At 68.2% G+C, this 21,329-nt stretch carries 24 protein-coding genes; 20 read left to right on the top strand and 4 right to left on the bottom strand.

The features are described 5' to 3' along the window. Positions 1–7: 7 nt before the first annotated feature. The 20 genes from ABD292_RS33085 to ABD292_RS32990 all read left to right on the top strand — a co-directional run bounded on the left by ABD292_RS33085 (position 8) and on the right by ABD292_RS32990 (position 17,000). On the top strand, positions 8–184 hold the full coding sequence (locus ABD292_RS33085) for a hypothetical protein (protein ID WP_344214299.1): 177 nt from the start codon (positions 8–10) through the stop codon (positions 182–184). Beyond that, on the top strand, positions 181–1,407 hold the full coding sequence (locus ABD292_RS33080) for a phage portal protein (protein ID WP_344214297.1): 1,227 nt from the start codon (positions 181–183) through the stop codon (positions 1,405–1,407). Before ABD292_RS33085 ends, ABD292_RS33080 begins: the two co-directional genes overlap by 4 nt. Beyond that, positions 1,376–2,143, top strand: a complete 768-nt coding sequence (locus ABD292_RS33075) for a head maturation protease, ClpP-related (RefSeq protein WP_344214295.1) — start codon at positions 1,376–1,378, stop codon at positions 2,141–2,143. The genes ABD292_RS33080 and ABD292_RS33075 overlap by 32 nt, the downstream gene beginning before the upstream one ends. Then, the gene (locus ABD292_RS33070) at positions 2,140–3,477 is read left to right on the top strand and encodes a phage major capsid protein (RefSeq protein ID WP_344214293.1); all 1,338 of its coding nucleotides are present in this window, start codon (positions 2,140–2,142) and stop codon (positions 3,475–3,477) included. The genes ABD292_RS33075 and ABD292_RS33070 overlap by 4 nt, the downstream gene beginning before the upstream one ends. A gap of 13 nt (positions 3,478–3,490) precedes the next feature. Next, positions 3,491–3,997: a hypothetical protein gene (locus tag ABD292_RS33065; protein ID WP_344214291.1), complete on the top strand. Its 507-nt coding sequence runs from the start codon at positions 3,491–3,493 to the stop codon at positions 3,995–3,997. A 423-nt stretch (positions 3,998–4,420) separates the two neighbouring features. Then, entirely contained in the window at positions 4,421–5,470 is a 1,050-nt protein-coding gene (locus ABD292_RS33060) for a hypothetical protein (RefSeq protein ID WP_344214289.1), read from the top strand. Beyond that, complete coding sequence (locus ABD292_RS33055; RefSeq protein ID WP_344214287.1) at positions 5,467–5,853, top strand: hypothetical protein; 387 nt, start codon at positions 5,467–5,469, stop codon at positions 5,851–5,853. The genes ABD292_RS33060 and ABD292_RS33055 overlap by 4 nt, the downstream gene beginning before the upstream one ends. Positions 5,854–5,855: 2 nt before the next feature. Further along, a complete protein-coding gene (locus ABD292_RS33050; RefSeq protein WP_344214285.1) occupies positions 5,856–6,314 on the top strand; it encodes a hypothetical protein in 459 nt (152 codons plus the stop codon). After that, positions 6,314–7,057 (top strand): hypothetical protein, encoded by a 744-nt coding sequence (locus tag ABD292_RS33045; protein ID WP_344214283.1) that lies wholly within the window; start codon positions 6,314–6,316, stop codon positions 7,055–7,057. The genes ABD292_RS33050 and ABD292_RS33045 overlap by 1 nt, the downstream gene beginning before the upstream one ends. After that, positions 7,057–7,503, top strand: a complete 447-nt coding sequence (locus ABD292_RS33040; RefSeq protein WP_344214281.1) for a hypothetical protein — start codon at positions 7,057–7,059, stop codon at positions 7,501–7,503. Before ABD292_RS33045 ends, ABD292_RS33040 begins: the two co-directional genes overlap by 1 nt. 5 nt (positions 7,504–7,508) lie before the next feature. Then, complete coding sequence (locus ABD292_RS33035) at positions 7,509–7,916, top strand: hypothetical protein (RefSeq protein WP_344214279.1); 408 nt, start codon at positions 7,509–7,511, stop codon at positions 7,914–7,916. Between the two features lie 3 nt (positions 7,917–7,919). Beyond that, complete coding sequence (locus tag ABD292_RS33030; RefSeq protein WP_344214277.1) at positions 7,920–8,327, top strand: hypothetical protein; 408 nt, start codon at positions 7,920–7,922, stop codon at positions 8,325–8,327. A 130-nt stretch (positions 8,328–8,457) separates the two neighbouring features. Then, positions 8,458–10,779: a hypothetical protein gene (locus tag ABD292_RS33025; RefSeq protein ID WP_344214275.1), complete on the top strand. Its 2,322-nt coding sequence runs from the start codon at positions 8,458–8,460 to the stop codon at positions 10,777–10,779. Further along, positions 10,776–11,195, top strand: coding sequence for a hypothetical protein (locus ABD292_RS33020; RefSeq protein WP_344214273.1), 420 nt, complete (start codon positions 10,776–10,778; stop codon positions 11,193–11,195). Before ABD292_RS33025 ends, ABD292_RS33020 begins: the two co-directional genes overlap by 4 nt. A 2-nt stretch (positions 11,196–11,197) precedes the next feature. Continuing rightward, positions 11,198–12,277, top strand: a complete 1,080-nt coding sequence (locus tag ABD292_RS33015) for a hypothetical protein (RefSeq protein ID WP_344214271.1) — start codon at positions 11,198–11,200, stop codon at positions 12,275–12,277. Next, positions 12,274–12,759, top strand: coding sequence for a hypothetical protein (locus ABD292_RS33010; RefSeq protein WP_344214269.1), 486 nt, complete (start codon positions 12,274–12,276; stop codon positions 12,757–12,759). Before ABD292_RS33015 ends, ABD292_RS33010 begins: the two co-directional genes overlap by 4 nt. Before the next feature lie 20 nt (positions 12,760–12,779). Continuing rightward, entirely contained in the window at positions 12,780–15,644 is a 2,865-nt protein-coding gene (locus ABD292_RS33005) for a hypothetical protein (protein WP_344214267.1), read from the top strand. A 53-nt stretch (positions 15,645–15,697) separates the two neighbouring features. Next, positions 15,698–16,003: a hypothetical protein gene (locus ABD292_RS33000; protein ID WP_344214265.1), complete on the top strand. Its 306-nt coding sequence runs from the start codon at positions 15,698–15,700 to the stop codon at positions 16,001–16,003. Continuing rightward, the gene (locus tag ABD292_RS32995; protein ID WP_344214263.1) at positions 16,003–16,704 is read left to right on the top strand and encodes a peptidoglycan recognition protein family protein; all 702 of its coding nucleotides are present in this window, start codon (positions 16,003–16,005) and stop codon (positions 16,702–16,704) included. Before ABD292_RS33000 ends, ABD292_RS32995 begins: the two co-directional genes overlap by 1 nt. A 98-nt stretch (positions 16,705–16,802) precedes the next feature. After that, positions 16,803–17,000 (top strand): hypothetical protein, encoded by a 198-nt coding sequence (locus ABD292_RS32990; protein ID WP_344214261.1) that lies wholly within the window; start codon positions 16,803–16,805, stop codon positions 16,998–17,000. A gap of 93 nt (positions 17,001–17,093) precedes the next feature. Here ABD292_RS32990 and ABD292_RS32985 read toward each other — a convergent pair whose 3' ends face one another. The 4 genes from ABD292_RS32985 to ABD292_RS32970 all read right to left on the bottom strand — a co-directional run bounded on the left by ABD292_RS32985 (position 17,094) and on the right by ABD292_RS32970 (position 21,289). Beyond that, the gene (locus tag ABD292_RS32985) at positions 17,094–18,188 is read right to left on the bottom strand and encodes a DUF2637 domain-containing protein (protein WP_344214259.1); all 1,095 of its coding nucleotides are present in this window, start codon (positions 18,186–18,188) and stop codon (positions 17,094–17,096) included. Between the two features lie 15 nt (positions 18,189–18,203). Further along, positions 18,204–18,710: a hypothetical protein gene (locus tag ABD292_RS32980; RefSeq protein WP_344214257.1), complete on the bottom strand. Its 507-nt coding sequence runs from the start codon at positions 18,708–18,710 to the stop codon at positions 18,204–18,206. Positions 18,711–18,887: 177 nt separating this feature from the next. Further along, positions 18,888–21,065 (bottom strand): hypothetical protein, encoded by a 2,178-nt coding sequence (locus ABD292_RS32975; protein WP_344214255.1) that lies wholly within the window; start codon positions 21,063–21,065, stop codon positions 18,888–18,890. 80 nt (positions 21,066–21,145) lie between these two features. Then, positions 21,146–21,289: a hypothetical protein gene (locus tag ABD292_RS32970; protein WP_344214253.1), complete on the bottom strand. Its 144-nt coding sequence runs from the start codon at positions 21,287–21,289 to the stop codon at positions 21,146–21,148. Positions 21,290–21,329: the final 40 nt, after the last annotated feature.

Genomic DNA, 21,329 nt, shown 5'->3' with positions numbered 1-21,329 from the left:
AGGCCCCGTGCCCAACAGCGTGTTCTCGCGCGTCCGGCCAGCCATCCCCGTGCTGCTCGTCATCGCCGGGCTGGCGCTTCTGTCCGCCGCGGCGTGGCTGTTCGCCGTCCCGGCCGGCCTCGCCGTCGCGGGGGTGTCGTGCTTCGTCCTGGAGTGGCGGATCACGGGAGGGAGTAACCCGTGAAGTCCCTCATCGGCGGCGTGACCGCCCTGTTCAACAAGGCCCCGGTGCCGTACACGGGACGCTCCCGGCTTCCCAGCCCGTTCGGGCAGCGCGACGACCGGGAAGCGGCGATGGCCGCGATGGGCTCTGTGGGGACGCTGTTCGCGATCGTCAACCGGACCAGCAACGCCTCGTCGCAGGTCGATTGGCGGTTGTGGCGGAAGGCGAAGTCCGGCAAGGAAGAGGACCGGACCGAGGTCACGTCGCATCTGGCGCTCGACATCTGGAACCGGCCGAACCCGTTCTACACGCGGCAACTGTTCGTCGAGTCGTTCCAGCAGCACGTTGACCTCGTCGGTGAGGGCGTGTGGGTCGTGGCCCGGAACCCGGCGATGCGGTCGATCCCGTTGGAGCTCTGGCCTGTCCGCCCCGACAGGATCGAGCCCGTACCGGACCGGACGGACTTCCTGAAGGGGTACGTGTACTGCGGCCCGGACGGGGAGAAGGTGCCGCTCCAGCTCGACGAGGTCATCCACCTGCGGATGCCGAACCCGATGGACCCGTACCGGGGCATGGGGCCGGTGCAGTCGATCCTCACCGACTTGGACTCTTCGCAGTTCTCGGCGGAGTGGAACCGCAACTTCTTCAAGAACAGCGCGGAGCCGGGCGGCATCATCGAGATCGACCGGCGCCTGTCGGACGACGAGTTCGACGAGCTGCGCGACCGCTGGAACGAGCAGCACCGCGGCGTGGCCGCTGCCCATCGGGTGGCGATGCTGGAGCAGGGCGCGAAGTGGGTTGACCGCAAGTTCACGATGCGCGACATGCAGTTCGTGGAGCTGCGCAGCGTCAGCCGGGAGATCATCCGCGAGGCGTTCGGCTTCCCCAAGAGCGTGCTCGGCACGTCCGACGACGTGAACCGGGCGGTTGCCGAGGCGCAGGACGCCATGTTCGCCCGGTGGCTGATCGTGCCACGGCTCGAACGCATCAAGCAGGCGCTCAACCATCACTTCCTGCCGCTGTTCGGCAGCACCGGCCAGGGCGTCGAGTTCGACTACGACAACCCGGTCCCGAAGGACGCCGAAGCCGAAGACCGGGAACGCGACTCGCGCGCCGCGTCAGCTAAGGCGCTCGTCGAGGCCGGATACCACCCCGATGACGTCGCCGACGCCATGGGACTGCCACGCATGCGCTACGTGGGGAGGGACACCAGTGGACAAGCTCGACCTGCAGAGCAGGGTTAAGACGGCCCGCCCCATCGCGAAGCTGCGTGAGGGCCGCACGGATTGGTATCGGATCGAGAACAGCGCCGAGGGCGCGGCCACAGTGCACGTGTACGACGAGATCGGGTACTTCGGCGTGACCGCGCAGGACTTCGTCAGGGACCTGCAAGGGATCAGCGCCGACCGGATCGAGCTGCACCTCAACAGCCCTGGCGGGGACGTGTTCGACGGCATCGCCATCATGAACGCGCTCCGGCAGCACAAGGCGCAGGTGACCGTCACCGTTGACGGCCTGGCCGCTTCGATCGCTTCCGTCATCGCGATGGCGGGTGACCGGGTCGTGATGGCGCGGAACTCGCAGATGATGATCCACGAGGCGTCCGGCCTGTCGATCGGCAACGCGAGCGACATGCGGCAGATGGCTGACCTGCTCGACAAGGTGTCCGGCAACATCGCGTCCGTCTACGCGGAGCGGGCCGGCGGCGACGTCGAGGAGTGGCGCACCCGCATGCGCGCCGAAACCTGGTACTCGGCGGACGAAGCGGTCGAGGCCGGGCTCGCCGACGAAGTGCACGCCGCCCCGGACAAGTCCGCGGACAACACGTGGGACCTGTCCATCTACAACTTCGCCGGCCGGGCACAGGCGCCCGACCCGGTGATTCCGGCCGTCGAGCCGGAACCGGCGCCCGTCGCGCCGACACCACCTCAGTTCGACGCCGAGGCGTTCGTCGCGGCGATGAAGGGAGCCTTCAAGTGACCACGACCATCCCCACCTCGGCCACCGAGCTGGAGGAGATGCTCGCCGATGGGCGGGTCGCCGCCATGTTCGAGGGCGGCAAGCCGTCCGCCGACTTCGGCGACTTCATCAAGGCGTACGCGAACGCGCTGCAGGGCAAGGGCACCGAGCTTGCCGCCCAGGTGCGGGAGGAGACTCAGCGTGTCCTCGCCGAGTACCTGAAGGAGCACGGCGCGTCCGAGGTGAACCGCCTCGACCTGTCGCCGGCGAACCGGGCCGGGGCGACGTCGGCCCTGTACAACCGGCAGGCTCCGGGCGCGAAGGTGGACGCGCTGTTCGACTCGCCCGAGGCGTTCCTGCGCGCCTCCTGGTACCGCAACACCAGCGCGGACGCCGTCAAGGCGCAGGAGCAGATCCAGGCCATCCGCAACAGCTACGGCTCGACGATCCCCTCGGACGGCGGTTTCCTGATCCCGGAGACTCTGCGCTCGAACCTGCTGCAGGTGGCGCTGGAGACTAGCATTGTCCGCCCCCGCGCGACCGTCATCCCCATGGACAGCCTGCGTGTCCCGCTGCCGGTCATCGACGACACCTCGCACGCTTCCAGCGTGTACGGCGGCATGATCGGCTACTGGACGGAAGAGGCCGGCGCTCTCACCGACACCTCGGCCACGTTCAGCCGGGTCGTCCTGGAGGCGCGGAAGCTGACCGGCTACAGCGAGGTCCCGAACGAGCTGTTCCAGGACAGCGTGGTCTCGTTCGCGTCGTTCCTCAACCAGGTGTGGCCGCGGGCCATCGCCTACTTCGAGGACGTCGCGTTCATCGACGGGTCCGGTGTGGGCGAGCCGCTGGGCGTGCTCAACGCTGACGCTGCCGTCACGGTCTCCCGCGCGACCGGCAATGAGATCAACTGGGCGGACGTCGTGAAGATGTACGCCCGCATGCTGCCCGCGTCGCTCGGCTCGGCGGTGTGGCTGGCGAACATCAACACGTTCCCCCAGCTCGCGCAGATGATCATTTCTGACACGAACGGTGTCGCTTCGCCGGCGCTGTGGCTGTCGAACGGGCAGGGCATCGAGGGCCCGCCCATGACGCTGCTCGGTCGCCCGGTCATCTTCACCGAGAAGGTGCCCGCGCTCGGCACGGCCGGTGACCTGTCGTTCGTCGACTTCGGTTACTACCTCGTCGGCGACCGGCAGGCCATGAGCCTGGAGACGTCGCCGCACTACAAGTTCAAGAACGATCAGACCGCGGTCCGGATCATCGAGCGCGTGGACGGCCGGTGCTGGCTGAACAGCGCGCTGACCCCGCGCAACGGGTCCGACACCCTGTCCGCCGTCGTCAAGCTCGGCTAAGGAGACCGGATCAATGGAAGCCCTGGGAAGGCTGTTCGACATCGTCCCCGCGTTCACGCCGGTGGACCTCAACACCAACGACGGCGCTACCGGCCTGCGCGTCCACCTGAAGAACTGCACGGGCGTCACGTTCGTGTTCTTCAAGGGCGCCGGCACCGCGGGCGCTGACCCGGACCTGGCCATCAAGCAGCACACCGCCGCCTCGTCCGGCACCACTGCGGACCTGGCTGTCGCGACGCACTTCTACCGCAAGGAGGAGGCGACCCTCGACGCGGACGAGACGTGGACGAAGGTGTCGCAGTCCGCTTCCGCGACGGTGGACCTCGGCGACGCCTCGGCGGAGGTCGAGGGCCTGTACGTGGTCGAGATCTCGGCGAACTCGCTGAGCGACGGCTACGAGTGGGTGTCCGTCAACGTGGCCGCGACCGCCGCGAACGCGCAGCTCGGCGCGGGCCTGTACATCCTGCACGGCCTCAACGTGCAGCGGGCCCCGGCCAAGCTGGTCCAGCCGCAGGCGTAAGGGGGCTGGCGTGGCGTTGTGGGTGTGCCTCGGCTGCTCGACCCGTTTCGCGGTGGGCGTCGAGGCATGCCCGCACTGCGGCGGCACCGAGCACGAGGAGGAAGGCATGCCGAAGATCACACGGTTGGGCGGGGCCAGTGTCGCCCCCGTCCACCTGCCGAAGGAGGAGCCATCTCCTGGGAACAGCTCGGAGACATCCTCCGAGAAGCAGCAGACGAGCGAGCAGCCGGCGAAGCAGCCCCGCCCACGGCGTGCCCCAACGACGGGGAGCCGCTCCAGCAAGGGCCGCAAGGGCAGCTCCACTGCCCGTTCGACGGATGGATCTGGCGCGGCTGAGTAGCGCGCGAAGGGTCGAGATGACCCTCTGTGCCTCACCCTGACGGGCTCGACCACAACTGAACACCGACCTCTCGGGAGGTACCCATGGCGATCACGACGCCGGTCTACACCACCCGAGAGGCCGTCAAGTCGGCGCTCGACGTGAAGCTGACCGCGCGCAGCGACCCGCAGGTTGACCGGGCCATCGAGTCGGCGTCCCGCGCTGTCGAGGGCCTGCTTCACCGCCGCTTCTACCCGGAGCGGCGCACGATGTCGTTCGACTGGCCGAACGCCCAGCTTGCCCGGCCGTGGCGGTTGTGGCTCGACGCGAACGAGCTGATCGAGGTCGAAGCCCTCACGGTCGGTGGCGAGGAAATTCCCTCGTCGGACTACTTCCTTCGGCCCGACGACGGCCCACCGTACCGGCGTATCGAGATCGACCTCGACTCGTCGGCGGCGTTCTCGGCGGGCGGCACCCACCAGCGGGCCATCTCCATCACGGGCGTGTACGGCTACCGCGCGGACGAGAGCCCGGCCGGCGTCCTCGCCGCGGCGCTCAACGCGACACAGACCAGCGTGACCGTCACCGACTCGGCGGCGATCGGCGTGGGCGACCTCATCCGCGTCGGCGACGAACGGATGCTCGTGACCGGCAAAGCAATGGCCAGCACGGGGCAGACGCTCCAGTCGCCGCTCAACACGTCAGCGGCGGACGCCCTCGTCGCAGTCACGGACGGCACCGCGTACCAGCCGGGCGAGGTGATCCTGCTCGACGCGGAGCGGATGCTGATCGTGGACGTCGCCGGGAACAGCCTCGTTGTCAAGAGGGCGTGGGACGGCAGCGTCCTGGCCGCCCACACCGGGTCCACCGTCTACGCCTTGCGGGCTCTCACCGTGGAGCGCGGCGCGGTCGGCACCACGGCGGCGACCCACAACAGCGGCGCCGCGATCGTCCGGCACGAGGTGCCCGCGACGGTGCGGGAACTGGTTGAGGCCGAGGCGATCAACACCTTGTTGCAGCGGCAGTCCGGCTACGCCCGCTCGATCGGTTCGGGTGAGAACGAACGCGAGGTCGCAGGCCGGGCGCTGCGCGAGATCCGCGATCAGGCGTACGCGATGTACGGGCGTAAGGCCCGGATCAGGGGCGTGTCATGAGCATCACCGTGACGAGCAGCGCGTCAGGCCCAGTGTTCGACGGCCGCGCTCACGCCGCTGTGAAGGCGTTCATCGAGGACGCGGAGGAGACGATCGCGCAGCACGGCGTGAACGTCTTCCGTACCGAGCTGCGCGGCTTCCTGCGTCGCCGGACCGGCTACTACGAGTCGCAGGTGCAGACGGACCGGGCCGGCGGCGACAGCGTCATCCACGATGGCGGCGTCGTCTACGGCCCGTGGCTGGCGGGCGAGGGTTCGCGGAACTCGCCTGTGACGCGCTTCCCCGGCTACCCGCACGTGCGGTTGACGACGCAGCGGCTCCAGGCTGAGGCGGCCCCGATCGCTGAGCGCGTCCTCCCGAAGTACCTCAGACGGATGGAGTAGCGGTGGCCCTCGACGCTGTGGGCGTCCTAGACGCGGCTGTGAGCCACGCTGCGGCCCTCGGACACTTCGAACGGGTGAACGGGCACGAGCCCGCTTCTGCGCCCGGCAACGGCCTTACTGCGGCTGTTTGGGTACAGGAGATCGGACCGGCGCCGCGCGGGTCCGGGCTGACCGCCACGACGGCGCGGCTCGTCCTCAACGTCCGCCTGTACACGTCGATGCTGCAGGAGCCTGCCGACGCGATCGACCCGGCGATGCTCGCCGCCCTCGACGCGCTCATGTCGGCGTACTCGGGTGACTTCGACCTCGGCGGGCGCATCCGGAACGTGGACCTGCTCGGGCAGGCCGGTCCGCCCCTGTCCGCGCAGGCGGGCTACCTGGAGCAGGACGGCAACACCTACCGCGTGTTCACCGTCACGCTGCCCCTGCTCATCAACGACGTGTGGGACCAGGAGGCGTGATGGCGAAGCAGTCAGGACTCGGCGACCGGCTTCTCGTCGCCGGCTACGACCTGTCGGGCGACATCGGCTCAATCGGCAGGGTCGGCGGCGGCCCGGCCCCGCTCGAAGTGACCGGCATCGACAAGGAAGCACCCGAGCGGATCGGCGGTCTCCGGGACGGCGCGATCGAGTGGTCGGCGTGGTTCAACCCCGCCACGGGGCAGGCGCACGAGCGGCTGTCCGCGCTCCCCACCTCGGACCAGGTGGTCACCTACCTGCGCGGCGCTGGCCTCGGCAGGCCGGGCGCGGCGATGGTCGGCAAGCAGATCGGCTACGACCCGTCTCGCGGCGACGACGGAAGCCTCACGATCTCCGTGCAGGCCCTCGCGAACGGCTACGGCCTGGAGTGGGGGACGCAGGTCACGGACGGCGTACAGACCGACTCGGGCGCGACGAACGGCGCATCGCTCGACCTGGGCGAGTCGTTCACTCACGGGCTCCAGGCGTACATGCAGGTGATCGGTGTCACCGGCACGTCCGTGACGGTGAAGCTGCAGGAGTCCGACGACGACGGCGACGTGGACGAGTGGGCCGACGTCGCCGGCGGCGCGTTCACCGCGGCCACCGGGGTCACGTCGCAGCGGATCGCGACCGCCACCGATCAGGTGGTCAAGCGGTACCTCCGCGTCGTCACGACCGGCACGTTCACGTCCGCCTCGTTCAACGTGGTCGTCGTCGTCAACGAGACAGAGGTGAGCTTCTGATGCGGCCTCTGACCAGGATCACGCCCGCGCTGCCCGTGCAGGCGTTCCAGACGTACCAGGTGGTCGCCCCTCCGGCGACGCACTGGCGGCCCGCGACGTGCGCAGAGGCCGACTGTCCCGCCTACCTGCACGGGTGGCGGTCCGTCATCGACGAGCGGACCGACCTCGGGCAGAAGCAGGCGCACTACATCCGGCGCGAGTCCGGCCGCCGCTTCGCCGAGGACCGCGACCCGGCCGGCCTGACGGTGTTCGCGTTCGAGGCCGGGCAACGCTGCTTCGCCCCCCACCAGGTGCGCACCGCACGCCCGGAGGTGTACCTCGTCCGGGGCGGCGACTGGCGCGGCAACCCGACAGGCCAGGTCCGCAGGCACGCGAACGCCGAGGACTGGGTCGAGGACTTCCAAGAGCATCAGGGCCGACTGGCCGAACAGATCGAGAAGGGATAGCCGTCATGGCAAAGGAGAGCGGCCTCGGATGGTCTGCGCTGTCGGTCGATGACTCAAGCGGCAGCGTGTGCGACATCCGCAACGACGTCACCAACTTCGAGTTCAGCACACCCCGCGCGGTGCAGGACGTGACCGGCCTGGACAAGTCGGCGATGGAGCGGCTGCTTCTGCTGGCGGACTTCTCGATCACCCTCAACGGGGTGTTCAACGACGCCGCCGACAAGTCGCACACCGTGCTGAAGACGGTGTCCAGCACGAGCGTGGCGCGGACGACCACGATCACCGTGTCCGGGCAGACGCTCGCCCCCGAAGTGCTGTACACGGACTACTCGCTGAGCCGCGGCGACGATGGCTCGCTGACCTGGTCGGCGCCCGGCGTCCTCGCTGACGGCACCGTCCCGGCGTGGAGCTGAGCCGTGGGCTACAAGCGGGCGAGGAAGGTGTACAACCTGCAGTTCGCCGACCCGGAGATGGACGGCCTTGAGGTCAGGGCGCGGTCTATGCCGCTCGGCGACCTCATGACCATGGCGGACACCATCGACAACCTCGACAAGGCCACCCTCGCCGACGTGGACGGCATGCTCGCGACGTTCGCCGAGGTGCTCGTGTCGTGGAACCTGGAAGACGACGACGACCGGCCGATCCCTGCGACGGTCGAGGGGTTGAAGGGTCAGGACCAGGAGTTCGTGTTCGCGATCGTCGGTGCGTACGTGAACGCGGTCAGCGGCGTGTCTGACCCTTTGCCACAGCCGTCGCCAGGTGGAGAGCCGTCCCTGGCGGCGTCGATTCCGATGGAAACGTCGTCCGCAAGCCTCGCGAGCTGAATCACGCCCAGTGGGTGCTCCGCATGTGCGAGCGCTTCCATTGCCTGCCGTCTGCGCTGCTCGCCGAGGATGCCGAACTGCTGCGGCTGCTCGCTCTTGAGGAACTCGGTTCGGACGGGGGTGAGTAGCCGTGGCGAACGAAGTCAAGATCGTCGTTACGGGGCGGGACAAGACGTCCGGCCTGTTCTCGGGCCTGAAGAAGCAGTTCGACACCTCCTTCGCCGGCATGCGGGAGACCGCGCAGAAGCAGATGCAGGGCGCTGTCGACGACGCTGGCGAGGCCGGGGAGCAGGCCGGGCGTGAGCTGCAGCGCGGCATCAAGGACGGGCTCGGCGACGCTTTCGCGCCGCTGAAGGAGCAGACGACCAAGCAGCGTCAGCGGGCGCCGAAGGACGGCGACGAGATCGGCGGCGCGTTCGCGCGGGGCTTCAAGTCGAGCATTGAGTCGGCGGTGAAGTCGCTCCCGAGCGTGAAGATCACCGCAGACTCGTCCGAGGCGCAGGTGAAGATCGCGGCTATCCGGTCGTCGATCCAATCGCTGTCCAGCAAGACGGTCGGTATCGACATCGACACCGATCAGGCCGAGGGCGAGCTTCGGGCGATCATCGAGTCTCTGCGCGAGATCGACGGCGACACCGTTTCCGCTGATGTGCGGGCGGACGTGGCTACCGCGCTCGCCAAGCTGCAGGCGGTCCAGCGGTCGTTGGATGACGTGAACGGGCGCACCGTCACGGCCAAGGTCGACGTGGACACGTCGCGGGCCGGGTCGGGCCTGATGCAGGGCATCGCCAAGGCGGTGACTGCCGGTGTCGGCGAGATCAAGGGCGCGCTCAGCACGACCTTCGAGATGGCGGCTACGGCGGCCAAGCCGGCGCTTATCGGTGCGCTCGGCGGCGTGCTGGCCTCGGTCGGTCCGGCGCTTGGCACGGTCCTTGGCGGCGGCATCGTCATGGGGCTCGGCGCTGGCCTGGCTGGTCTGGCCGCGATGGCTCACCTGTACATCGAGGACATCGACAAAGAGTGGGACGAGGCGGAGAAGGAGCGGGCGGCCAAGTTCAACGCGAGCGCCGAGGCGATGGCGAAGACGTGGCGTGAGTTCAAGCGCGACATGATCGAGGGAATCCGGGAGGTTTCCCAGCCGATCACCAGCACGTTCGGGACTATCCGCTCGTCGTTGAAGGATCTCGGCGCGGAGCTGAAGCCGACCTTGAAGGCGGCTTTCGTCGATATCGCCGATGGCGCGAACAGCTTCCTGAAGGGGTTCATCGGCGGGCTGAAGGAGCTGAAGCCTGCCCTGCAGCCGATCGCGTCGGCGTTCGCCGGCCTGATGGGGCAGGTCGGACCTCAGATGAAGAACCTCTTCAAGGACATTGCGTCATCTTTGTCCGGTTTGGCCAACGTTGTCCTAGAAAACAAGACCATTTTCACGACCCTCTTCATGGGCCTGCTCCAGTCCATCCCTGCCACGATCAACGCCATCTCCGGCCTGATCAGCTTCTTCGGAACCATGGTCGGCGTCGTCAACAACGTCCACGCCGTACTGGGCCGCGTCTTCGTCGGAGCCAGTGAGGCCGTGCTCGGGTTCGCCGAGAAGCTGCTCGGCACCCTGCGCACCGTCGCGCAGGCGCTCGGCAACATGCCCGGCATGGAGGACATCAGCCGCAAGCTGGTGTCCGGCATTGACCAGGCGCTCGGCAAGGTCAACGAGTGGAAGCGGGCCGCGCAGGACGCGGGCAAGGCGGTGGAGCTCAAGGCCAACATCTGGGATCTACAGCAGAAGCTCGACAAGGCGCGGGCCGAACTCGCAGACCCGAACCTGACCAAGGAGCGGCGGGCGCAGCTCAACGCCGAAATCACGAGGCTGCTCGAAGCGAAGGGCCGGGCCATCACCGAGCTGGGCGACCCCAAGCTCGTCAAGGAATACCGGTCCGCGATCACGACGGAGATCAGCGAACTACAGTCGAAGCTCGCCACGGCGAAGAAGGAACTGCAGAACCCGGAGCTGACGAAGGAACGCAAGTCGCAGCTCAAGGCGGAGATCTCGCAGCTCCAAACCGCTGTCGCGCAGGCCAAGTCGGCGCTCGCGTCCATCCCGAACAAGACGGTGACCGTGACCGTCCGCACGGTCGGCGACACGTCGATCTACCGGGCCGGGAACGTGTCAGCGTCCACCCGAGCACGGGGCGGCATCATCGGCGCGGCTGGCGGCGGGCCCCGCTCGAACATGACGCTCGTCGGCGAGCAGGGGCCCGAACTGGTGCGGCTCCCGTTCGGCTCGACCGTCATCCCGGCCGGGCAGAGCAAGCAGATGCTCAACCAGGGCGGCGGCGGTGGCGGCGTGGTCGTCAACCTGTACGTGCAGGGCTCGATCCGCTCCGACCGCGACCTGATCCAGATCATCCGTGACGAGTTCACGCGAGGCGGCTTTAGAGGGGCGGTGGCCACGTCATGACGTTGGTGGTGGTGAACCAGGGCGAGGAGGCGTTCCTCGACGCCATCCTCGCGGTGGGCTACACGCTGCGGCTGTTCAAGAACGACGTCACGGACGGGCTCACCGCCGGCCAGGTCGAGGCGCTGACAGAGGCCGACTTCACCGAAGCGGACTTCACCGGGTACGCCTCGGCGGCGCTGACCGGCGGCGGGTGGACGACCAGCGCAGGCGACCCGGCCACGGGCACGTACGCGGCGCAGAACTTCATCAGCTCAGCAGACCAGACGCCGCAAACCCTGTACGGCTACTACGTGACCCGCACCTCTGACGGGGCGCTCCAGTGGTTCGAGGAGTTCACCACGCCGCTGGTCATCGAGTTCGACGGCGAGTTCATCCGCGTCACCCCGCGGGTCACGCTCGCGGACACGCAGGACTGACGATGGCCAAGCTCGAACGGGAACCCAAGGACCCCGTACGGAAGGGCCGCGCTGAGCTGGTCAAGGCCGTCACTGGCGAGGAATGGGCAGCAAGGCCGGGCTCGAAGCTGGAGAAGCAAGGCCGCGACGGGCTCAAGCTCGTCGTGGCCAAAGCCCCCGACTACATCTTCGACGGCGACGGCGAGATCATCGGCGTTGACGCATGGGTGCAGTTGTTCGACGAGCGGGGCCGGGAACTCCCGATCGACCCGCACCGTCGCATCATCAACCCGCCCACCGTGCCCCGTGCTGGGGTACGTCTGGTGGAGACGGGGCAAGCGAAGGATGGCCGTCCCGTCATGGAGCGGCTGATCAGCGCTGACCCGGTCGCCGCGTTCTGGGAAGCGGTGTGGGACAGCGTCGAGGGTGCACCGAACCCGAAGGGGTGGCGAACCCGCGGAACAGTCACAACCGTGTTCGCGAGCACAGCGGACGGCTATGTCTATTCGCGTAACTCCAGCTATACGACGGCAAGATCGGGATCAAACCTCAGCGCCTTCCCGTCCTCCACGTCCTTGCTCGCTGGGCAGTCGAACAACTTCGAAGGCACGGGACAGTTTGCCTGCTACGAGAGTTTCGTCTCGTTTGACACGTCCGCGATAGCCGACGACGACACGGTTTCCGCAGTCACGCTGGACCTTTACCTGAGAAGCTCGGGCCCCGACACGATAGAGGCAAGGGCGCTGGACTGGGGCGCCTCGCTCACCACTGCCGACTGGGTCGCTGGCGCCTCTCTGTCTGGGCTGACCCTCCTAGCGTCGAGCACCTTCACTCAGTTCGATTCGACCAACACGTACAGGACCTTCGCCTCACAGGCTGCTTTCCTGAGCGCCGCGAACTTGAAGACCGGAACCGTCTACTTGTTGCTGAGTTCCAGCAACATGCGCACGAGTGGCCAGCCCACCAGCGTCGCCTACCTGCAGTTCTCCGCCGCCGACGAGACCGGAACCACGCAGGACCCCAAGCTGACCATCACGCACTTGGGCGCTGGCGGCTCCCCGTTCTTCACGCATCGCCCGAACAGAATATGGAGGCTCGGATGAGCGACATCTACACCGTTCCGTTCACGGCGACCGTGACCGCGAGCGGCGGCAACGCGGATCTGTGGGAGGTCCTGCCTGCCGACGACCTCCCGTGCAAGATCCGGGGTATCCGGCTCGGGCAGACGTCCGAGGTGGGTGACGCCCAGGAGGAAGGACTCCGGATCAGCATCATCCGCATGCGTGCCACCATCACGAGCGGCTCGGGCGGTTCGGCCGGCGCACCGGAGAACATCGCCAAGTCCAACCAGGCACCGTCCTTCACCTCGGAGACGAACAACGCCACGGTGGCGACCACGACGGGCGACACGGAGATCCTCGAAGAGATGTCGTGGAACGTCCGCAACAGCCCGTTCGAGATCTGGTACCCGGACCCGGCGTTCGCGCCCAAGGCCATCCAGGGCGAGGGGCTGTTCGTCCGCATGCAGACCACGCCGGCGGACGACTTCACGTTCGCCGGGACGCTGTGGGTCGAAGAGGGCTGACCATCTGCTGAGGGGGAGGCATGCCGAACAACAACGTCTTTCGCCGCCCCTTCCGCAGGCGGGGCCAGAACTGGCTACCGCCGACCAGGCCGGCGCTCGCGGACGTCATCGGCGCTGGCGGCGTCGTGGTGGGTGGCGCGGCCACCATCCTTGAGAGCATCGAGGTTGGTACGGCGGTCGGCGCTGGCGGCGCTGTCGTCAGCGGGGCCGCCGAGGTGTACTACGCCCACCAGATCGGCTCCCAGATCGGCGCTGGCGGCGTCGAGGTGGGCGGGACGGGCTCGCCCCAGTTCGTTCACGCGGGGCAGGTACCGTCCGACATCGTGGTCGAGTGGGACCTCGACAACGACGGCGACTTCTCCGCGCCCGTCGAGGACATCACCCCGTACGTGCTGTCAGCAGAGACGTTCACCGGCCGGGACTGGCCTTCGCTGCTGACCGGCCGGGCCGGGCCGGGCAAGCTGCGCGCGAGCCTGCGCAACGACGATGACCGGTTCAACTACTTCAACGCCTCGTCGCCGCTCGTCACGGCCCCGTACAGCCTCAAGACGGGCAGGAAGGTCCGCGTCCGCACCACCGCGGCGACCACCCCGGACCCTGCCTTGCTCGCGCGTGACCGGTTCCGGCGGGCGGACGGCGCTCTCGACGAGGACGAGACCGGGCTGACGTACGTCCAGCCGCTCAGCGACGACTTCGCCATCGCGACCAACCGAGCGGTCGCCACAGGTGAGGGCGACCCGCACATCGCTGTGTTGGACGTCGGGGCCGCGGACTACTACGTGCAGGCCCGTATCGGCGTGACCGGCGCCATCTCGAACCGGGTCGGCCTCATCTACAGGTACGTGGACAGCGACGACTACAGCTTGTGCGTCGTCGACCTGGCGGCTGGCGGCGTGTACCTGCTCGATGTGGCCGCCGGCGTCGAGAGCGTCGCGGCAGCTCGCACCTCGGACGTATACGGGGGCGTCACCCTCGGCGTGCTCGTCGAGGGATCGACGGCGACCCTCTACCTGGACGGCGTGCCGATGCTGTCGGCGACGGCGCCGAACACGAGCGCCGAACAGGTGGGGATCTACGCTGCGTGGGCGACAGGAGACGCCCGCCCTGAACTCGACGACCTATATGTGTGGGATGGGCTGCCCTCCCAGGTCGAGGGCGTGCTGTGGACGGGCGACATTGCCGAACTGGTGTCGTCGGTACAGGCCGGGCCTGAGAAGGTCGCCACCATCTCCGGTGAGGGCTGGCTGTCCAAGCTCGCCACGCAGAAGGTCACCCCGCCAGTAAGCATTGAGGGGCGCAGGACTGGCCCACTCATGGGGAACGTGCTGGCGTCGGCCGGGCTGCTTCACCCGCCGGGGTCCATCGCGGAAGGCGACGTGACCACGGGCACGGTCGCCATCTCCGAGTCAACGGCGATAGATGCCGCCCGCTCGTTCGAGGAAACCGAGTACGGGTTCCTGTATGAGATGCAAGAGGGGCCGCTGGCGTTCCGCGCACGCAGCGCCAGGGACGGCAGTTCATCGCAGGTGCTTTTCACCGACGCGCCAGACGGCAAGTTCGGGTATCACCGGCTGGAGCCGTACGACTGGCGGCGCGAGGTGTTCAACCGGATTGTCGCGGGCGTTTCCCCGTGGACAGAAGGTGCCGCAACCAGCCTGTACACCGACCCTGGCCCGTACATCCTCACGACGGGTCAGACCGCGACGATCCGCGCGTCCTCGACCGGGCTCGTGTCGAGGTGGACAGGCCACACGCGCGACGTGAAGATCCCTGCCGCGCCGACTGGTGTCTCGGTGACCACGCAGGCCAGCACGTCCAGCGGCACGTTCAACGTGAACCTTCCGGCGACCGTCAATGACGGTGATCTGCTGCTCATCCTCGTCGGCAACAGTCTGCAGGCAGCGAACTGGGATGGAAGCGCGCCCTCCGGTTGGAGCGTCATCGGGAAGACGTCCACGTTCGGTGTCGTGGCGAAAGTGGGCGAGAGCAGCGACAGCGGCGGGACCGCTTCGTTCAGTTCCGTCAACGCTCATTGGGCTGCCCACGTCTACAGGGTGACCGGCTGGTATGGGTCGCTGGCGGGCGTCCAGGTGAGCGAGTTCACGTCCGCGTCTGCCCAGCCCGATCCGCCATCCATCAGCCCGTCATGGGGGCCCGTTTCCACGCTGTACATCGCAGCGTGGAAGACCTGGAACGGGTTCGCCACGCAGACCGGCGTCCCGTCCGGGTATGCGAACGGCGCGTCCATCACCAACACGAACGGCAACGGCGTCTCCATGGGCTCCGCCCGCCGTATCGCTGCCGTGTCGGTGGAGGACCCGGCGTCGTTCACGACATCTCCGGCCGCCGGCCCTGTCACGGTGACGATCGCGGTTCGAGGTGGCGTTACCACAACGCAGGTGACTGGGTCGGACCCTTCGGGCGACGATGGCACGTTCACCATCTCGTACAACGCCGCGGTCGGCGGTGGGACACAGTCGCACGAGAACATCCAAGTGTCGGGCGTCCCGCTCGTGCAGGGTGACCAGCAGCTCGTGCAGGCCGACGACTACGCCAGCCAGGACGAGCACAACGCCATCCGTACGTACACCAACCCGGCCAACCTGTTCGCCACGGCGGCGGACGCGATGGCGTACGCCGAACTGGTGCTCGCCACGCACGCCGACGACCGGCCGATCCTGTCCATGTCGTTCTACGCGAGCAAGTCGCCCGCCTACCGTAAGCAGGCGTACACGCGCCGGGTAGGCGACCGGATCACGCTCGTGGCCAACCACAACACCGGGTTCGGCATCTCTCGGGACTTCTTCATCGAGTCGATCTCCCACAGGTGGTCGCACGGTACCCGCCTGTGGGAGACGACTTGGGAGCTGTCTCCCGCAGAATGACACCCTCGCGGACCCTCACGCACCCATAACGCCTGATGGAGGTCCGTACTGCCATGACCGAGATCCTTGCTGTCAGCGTCGCTCTGGCCACGCTGGCGGGCGGCATAACTGTCGTCACCAAGCTGGTCCGGTTCCTGAAGAAGATGGGCGACGCCGTGGACGACTGGCAGGGCGAACCCGCCCGGCATGGTGTCCCGGCCCGCCCCGGTGTGATGGAACGCCTCGCGACGATCGAGGAGCAGCTCCACCCGAACCACGGGTCGACGTTGCGGGACGTCGTCAACAGGGTCGAGAACGGTGTGCGGCGGGTCGAGGACGGGCTCGCCGCGCACCTGGACGCGCACAGGGAGGGCTTCTGATGCAGTGGCTTACGCAGCTCGCCGAGGTGGCCCGGAGGACGGGGCATCCCGTGACCGAGGTGACGGGGTGGAAGACCCGCGGGCATGGGCCGCAACCGGCCGTCGAGGGGATTGTCTGCCACCACTCGGCGGGACCGTCCGGCGGCGGCGACTACCCGTCTCTCGCGGTCGTCCGCTCCGGCCGGCCCGGCTTGGACGGGCCGCTCAGCCAGTTCGGGTTGGGCAGGTCTGGCCGCATCTACGTGATCGCGGCGGGGCGGTGCTGGCACAACGCCCCCTCGACGTCGGGCTACCACACGAACTCGAACAGCATCGGCATCGAGGCGGAGTCAGACGGGCGGCAGCCGTGGCCGGCTATCCAGCTCGACGCCTACCGGAAGTTGTGCGCGGAGCTGTGCAAGGAGTTCGGGCTGTCGGCGGCGCGGGTGAAGGGCCACAAGGAAGTCAACACGGCCAAGCCGGACCCGCACTCGATCAACATGCACGACTTCCGCCTACAGGTGGCGCGACTCATCGAAGGAGACGACGACGTGGACGTTGACGCCGTATGGCATGACGCCCGGATCAAGATGAACAAGGGCGAGAAGGACGAGACGGCGGTCAGCCCGGCCGCGTTCCTGCAGCGGATCGAGACGGAGCAGGACCGCATCAAGGCGATGCTGACGCAGGTCCTCGTCAGGCTCGACGCGCTCGACCGGTGATTGATCCCCTCGCGCGCCTGTACATGCTGCGCGCCTCTCAGACGCCCGGCCGGTCGTGTCCCCGTGGCCGGCCGGGTTCCAACCCTCAGGAGGTAACCATGGTGAAGGTCGGCAGCGTGGCCAAGGCCATCGTGTCGGGCGTGGCCGCAGGGACGGCTTCTCTCGTCGTCGCGATGGGAGACAGCGTGATCGAGGCCGGCGAGTGGGTGACGGTCGCGCTGGCGGTGCTGGGCGCGCTGGGCGTCACGTACGCGGTTCCGAACGCTGCCCAGTCGGCTCAGCGGCACCTCCGCTGATCGTCCGTTCTCGCCCCCGACAGTGAAAGGGCCCCGTCCACCATCGCGGTGGGCGGGGCCCTTCGTCGTTCCGTACGGGCGTCCGTACGGGTTCTAGTTGACGGCCCTCAGTCGTGCCCGTACGGAGTCCGTACGGGTGTCGTCGGCCTCGTCCGTACGGGGCTCGTCGGGGGTCTCCGTACGGGTGCCGTACGGGTCGTCCGTACGGGCCTCAACGGCGTCCGTACGGGCGTCCGTACGGGGCGCGGGCGGCTCGCTGGACCGGGCGGCCTTTCGGGCGTCGCGGACGACCTTCTCGCACCACGACCGGCCGTAGCCGGACCGAGCCATCAGGTCGTCATAGTCAGGGCTCCAGTCATCGCCCGTGGCTCTGATCGCCCAGGCCAGCTCTGCAACCAGGGCGTCGCGCTCGACCGGGACGGGTGGCGTCTTGACGAGAGTCTTGGGCGACTTGACAGCCTGCGAGGGCGCTGGCGCGGGCGTCGCGGTGGCCTTACGGGTCTCCGTACGGGCGGGCTCAGGCGTGACCGGAACCGCCGTACGGGTCGGCTGTACGGGGGCCGGTGCGTCCGTACGGGCCGTCCGTACGGGGGTGGTGTCGGCGACCCGTACGGGCTCCGTACGGGTCGGCTCGATGGCCCGTACGGGCTCGACGGAAGGCACCCGTACGGCCTCAGTGGTGAGCGTCCGTACGGGCTCGTCCACCTCTCCCGTACGGGGCTCGTCGGGCGTCTTGCTGCGTCCCCGTACGGCGTCGCTGATCGCCTCAATGAGGATGATCAGAAGGTGCAGACTGAGCGCCAACGCCACCGCCGGAATCGCCGACACGGCACCCGCCTGCCAAGGGTCGAGGATCACCTTGCCGCCCTGCGACTGGGTGGCGTGCAGGGCGTTGCACAGCACCGAGATGAGCACACCGGCCAGGACCACGAACCAGGCGTAGCGCGTAGGCTTGCCCAGCATCTTCAGCACGAGGGCGGCCATCGTGCCTACTGTCATCGCGCCGTCCACGCTGACCGACATCAGCCAGGCCAGGCTCTCGGCAATGTGGGCAGCCTTCGCCACGGCGGTGAGCGCGTCATACGAGAGCACGAACGCGCCCACCACCACCGCCACCAGCGCGAGCACCGCGATGACAATCATCAGGACGAGCTTGCCGTCGAGGGGCTTCGTCTCTGCCGTTTCCATGTCGGTTCTCCTTCGTCAGGCTTGCGGGTTTACGGCGCCGCTGATGAACCGGCCCTTGTACGGGAGCTGCTTGCCAGCCCTCACGTGCCGGTAGCAGGCGGCGTACGTGCCGGTCAGCTCGTCGGGGGCGGCGATGACCCTGTTGAGGGCGGCGGTCACGCGGGCGCGGGCGGGGCGCAGTACGTCGAGCGCGGCATGCAGGGCCTCGACCTGCTCGACGGGCGTGTACCGGTCGATTCGCGCGATCTCCGTTGTGGCCCTCGTGATCAGGCGGTTGATCTCCTGCAGCCTGGTGTACAGCTCGCACTCCAGGTCGATGAGCTTGCCGACGAACTCCCGGTCGCTCCACCAGGCCGGCCCGCCGGTCGCGGGGTTCGCGCCGAGGTTGACCATCGCGGCAATGACGCACCGGTAGGCGTCCGGGTCGAGGCCGGATGCGTGGCAGCGGGACACCATGACCGCCGCCTCGGCGGCCAGCTCCGTCGTGTCTGCGGCTTCTACGGCGAGAGACAAGATCGACATTCGAACCTCCTAGTAGTCACGTTCTGTAGTGGGGCCGGGTGGCGGCTATCCCTTCACGCACCCCTTCACAGGGCCCCCGAAATCCCTTCACAGGGGCTTCCAGAGGGCGGGTATAGGGGCGACACCGTGAAGGGGTTGAAGGGCTTGAAGGGATAGCGGCACTCACCGCCGAATCGGTCACGCAACGTCATCACCCCGCCGGACCCAGCGGGTTGCCGGGCCGTTGCCGCGAGAGTCCACAGCGCCCTCTCCGCGGAGCTGGTTCATGTACCGCCACGCGGTCGCGTTCGACACTCCAAGCGCCACCTCGACATCACGAGTGGCGACGCCGCCGTCCCTGTCGAGCAACGCGATCAGCTTCGCCCGGACCTCCGCCGGCAGAGCCGACGCCGCCGCCTGCTCCTCCTGGACGACCTGCTCGCGCTGCGCCATCCGCATCTGACGGAGACGCTCCTGCCCCTCCGGGGTAAGGGACGGCACCAGGAACAGGTGGCGGTCCCGGATCTCGTCGATGGTCTGCGAACGCTCCTCCGACGACGTCACCTCGGGCGTCGGGTCAACCGGCCGCTCGTCCTGCTCGGCGTCCGCAGGGTCGGCAGTCTCCCGCTCCAGCTTCGCCGCGCTCTCTGCGGACGGCATCTGACCGGCCTTCAGCTTGAGGTACGTGTCGCCGAGGTGCGCGATCTCCGCGCCCTCCAAGCTGTTCGGCGGACGGTCGGCAACAATCCGGTCTATCTGGCCGAGGCCGGACTCCTCATCTCCGCCGGCGGCGAGCGCGAAGCTGCGGCCAATGTGCGGGACCGCCTCCGACTTGAGCATGGTCGCGAGCACGCCGGGGTTGCCGCCGCCGTACTCCCCCATGTCCGGCACCGGGATGCTCATCCGCACCAGGTCGTTCGTGGAGACGCCCTTCAGCACCACGTAGTTCGTCATCTGGGTGACCACGTCGGTGCTGCCGCCGTGGCTTTGCGTGTTGCGCTGCCCGGCGACAACCAGAGCGACCGCCTCGGATCGGCCCTTGCTCGCGATCTTCCCCAGGTCCTCGACGACACCCAGATCCGTCGCGCCGTCCGCCGTCTTCGTCAGCTCGTCGATCTCGTCGATGACGACCACGAGAAGCTTCTGCCGCGCGTTCGGGATCACGTTCGACGTCTTACGCGGCTGCTTGCCCCGGAACGTGTACAGCTTCCGCGCCATCCGGAGCATCATCCGGGCCTTCTTACGGTCCTCCGGACCGCACGCCGCCAGGTCGAGCGCGGGCGCCCAATGCCGCATCTCCTGCGCCTTGGACACGTTGATGCCCCACACCACGCAGTTGAACGCCGCGGTCAGCCGCTCCAGGATGTTGTTCAAGGTGACGGACTTGCCGCCGCCGGTCACCGCGAGCACGTACGTGTGCTTCGCGCCGTCCTGAGCCCAGATGGTGATGGTCAGCGGCTCCCCCGTCTCCGGGTCCATGCCGATGACCTGTGGCTCGCGGACGTCGCCCACCTCCGGGAGCTTGATCTCCGAGTTGGGGTCGAGCGTCGGATGCGGGATCGCGGTCGCCCACGGGTCGATCAACTGGACGGAGATGAGCAACTGGCCGGCGGGCAGGCCCGCGTTCGTGACCCGGACGCGGGGCGTGGCCACGTCGAAGTCCTCTGCGATCAACTCCTCAAGCGCCTTACCCACGTACGTGCTGGCGCGCTTGCCGGTGCCCTTCGTGTTGAGCAGCACCCTCTCGCCGAGGCGGGTCGGCTCCGCGGCGATGACCTCCGCGCCGTCCATGCCCCAACGGGAGAAATAGCCCTCCCACCCAATGCGAGGCGTGCTGCCGGGCGTCACCTCGGGACCGGCCTCGGGCGCGGCGTCGGCAGTGCCCTTCCGCTTCTTCGCCCGGCGCAGCGCCCACCGGTAGATGCCGTACCCGAGCGCGAACGCTCCCGCGTACACCATGTTCACGAGTCGGCCCGCGCCGGTCTCCGCGACAGTGGCTAGCCATCCTCCGCAGGTGAGTGACGCAAGAGTGACGCCGAGAGCGGACGGCATGCTCAGCCGGTTCATCCCGGCCGCGTACGAGACGATGCCGCCGGCGACGGTGGGCAGGGCGATCGTCCACCACGGCACGCCGAAGTGGTGGAGCGCCAGCCCGGCCCCGTACACGAGACCACCACCGATCAGCGGGAGCCGCTCGGCGGGCGCGTCCTTGAAGTAGCTGACAGAGGCGCGCGTGGCGGCCTTCAGGAACTCCCAGACGCGATCCGGCTCCTCACCGGGTAGCAGGTCAGAGGGGCTGTCGGCCACGATCGGCGTAACGGCGTGCAGCTCGTGCGGCTCGTCGGGGCAACGGCCTGCGGCGTGACGTCCGGTCATGGTCAGCATCTCCTCTCAGTGGCGGGATTCGCGGGTTGGGGTGGCGCTGCCCCAGGGAAGGGAGGCAGCGCCACCAGGGGTTACGGGACGCGCACCTTGCCGATGCCGCGGCACACCTCGCACGCTTTGGTCAGCGGGAGGACGGTGTCGCGGCCCGACCCGTTGCACGAGCCGCAGGTGACGACGTGGGGGCACTCGGTCTGTGGCTGCTGGCTGTCACACATGTCGATCTCCTCGAATGGATGGGAGGGGGGGGTGCGCCCC

Source organism: Nonomuraea bangladeshensis, assembly GCF_039529455.1.
GTDB lineage: Bacteria > Actinomycetota > Actinomycetes > Streptosporangiales > Streptosporangiaceae > Nonomuraea > Nonomuraea bangladeshensis.
This window is presented reverse-complemented; position numbering and strand designations above follow the sequence as displayed.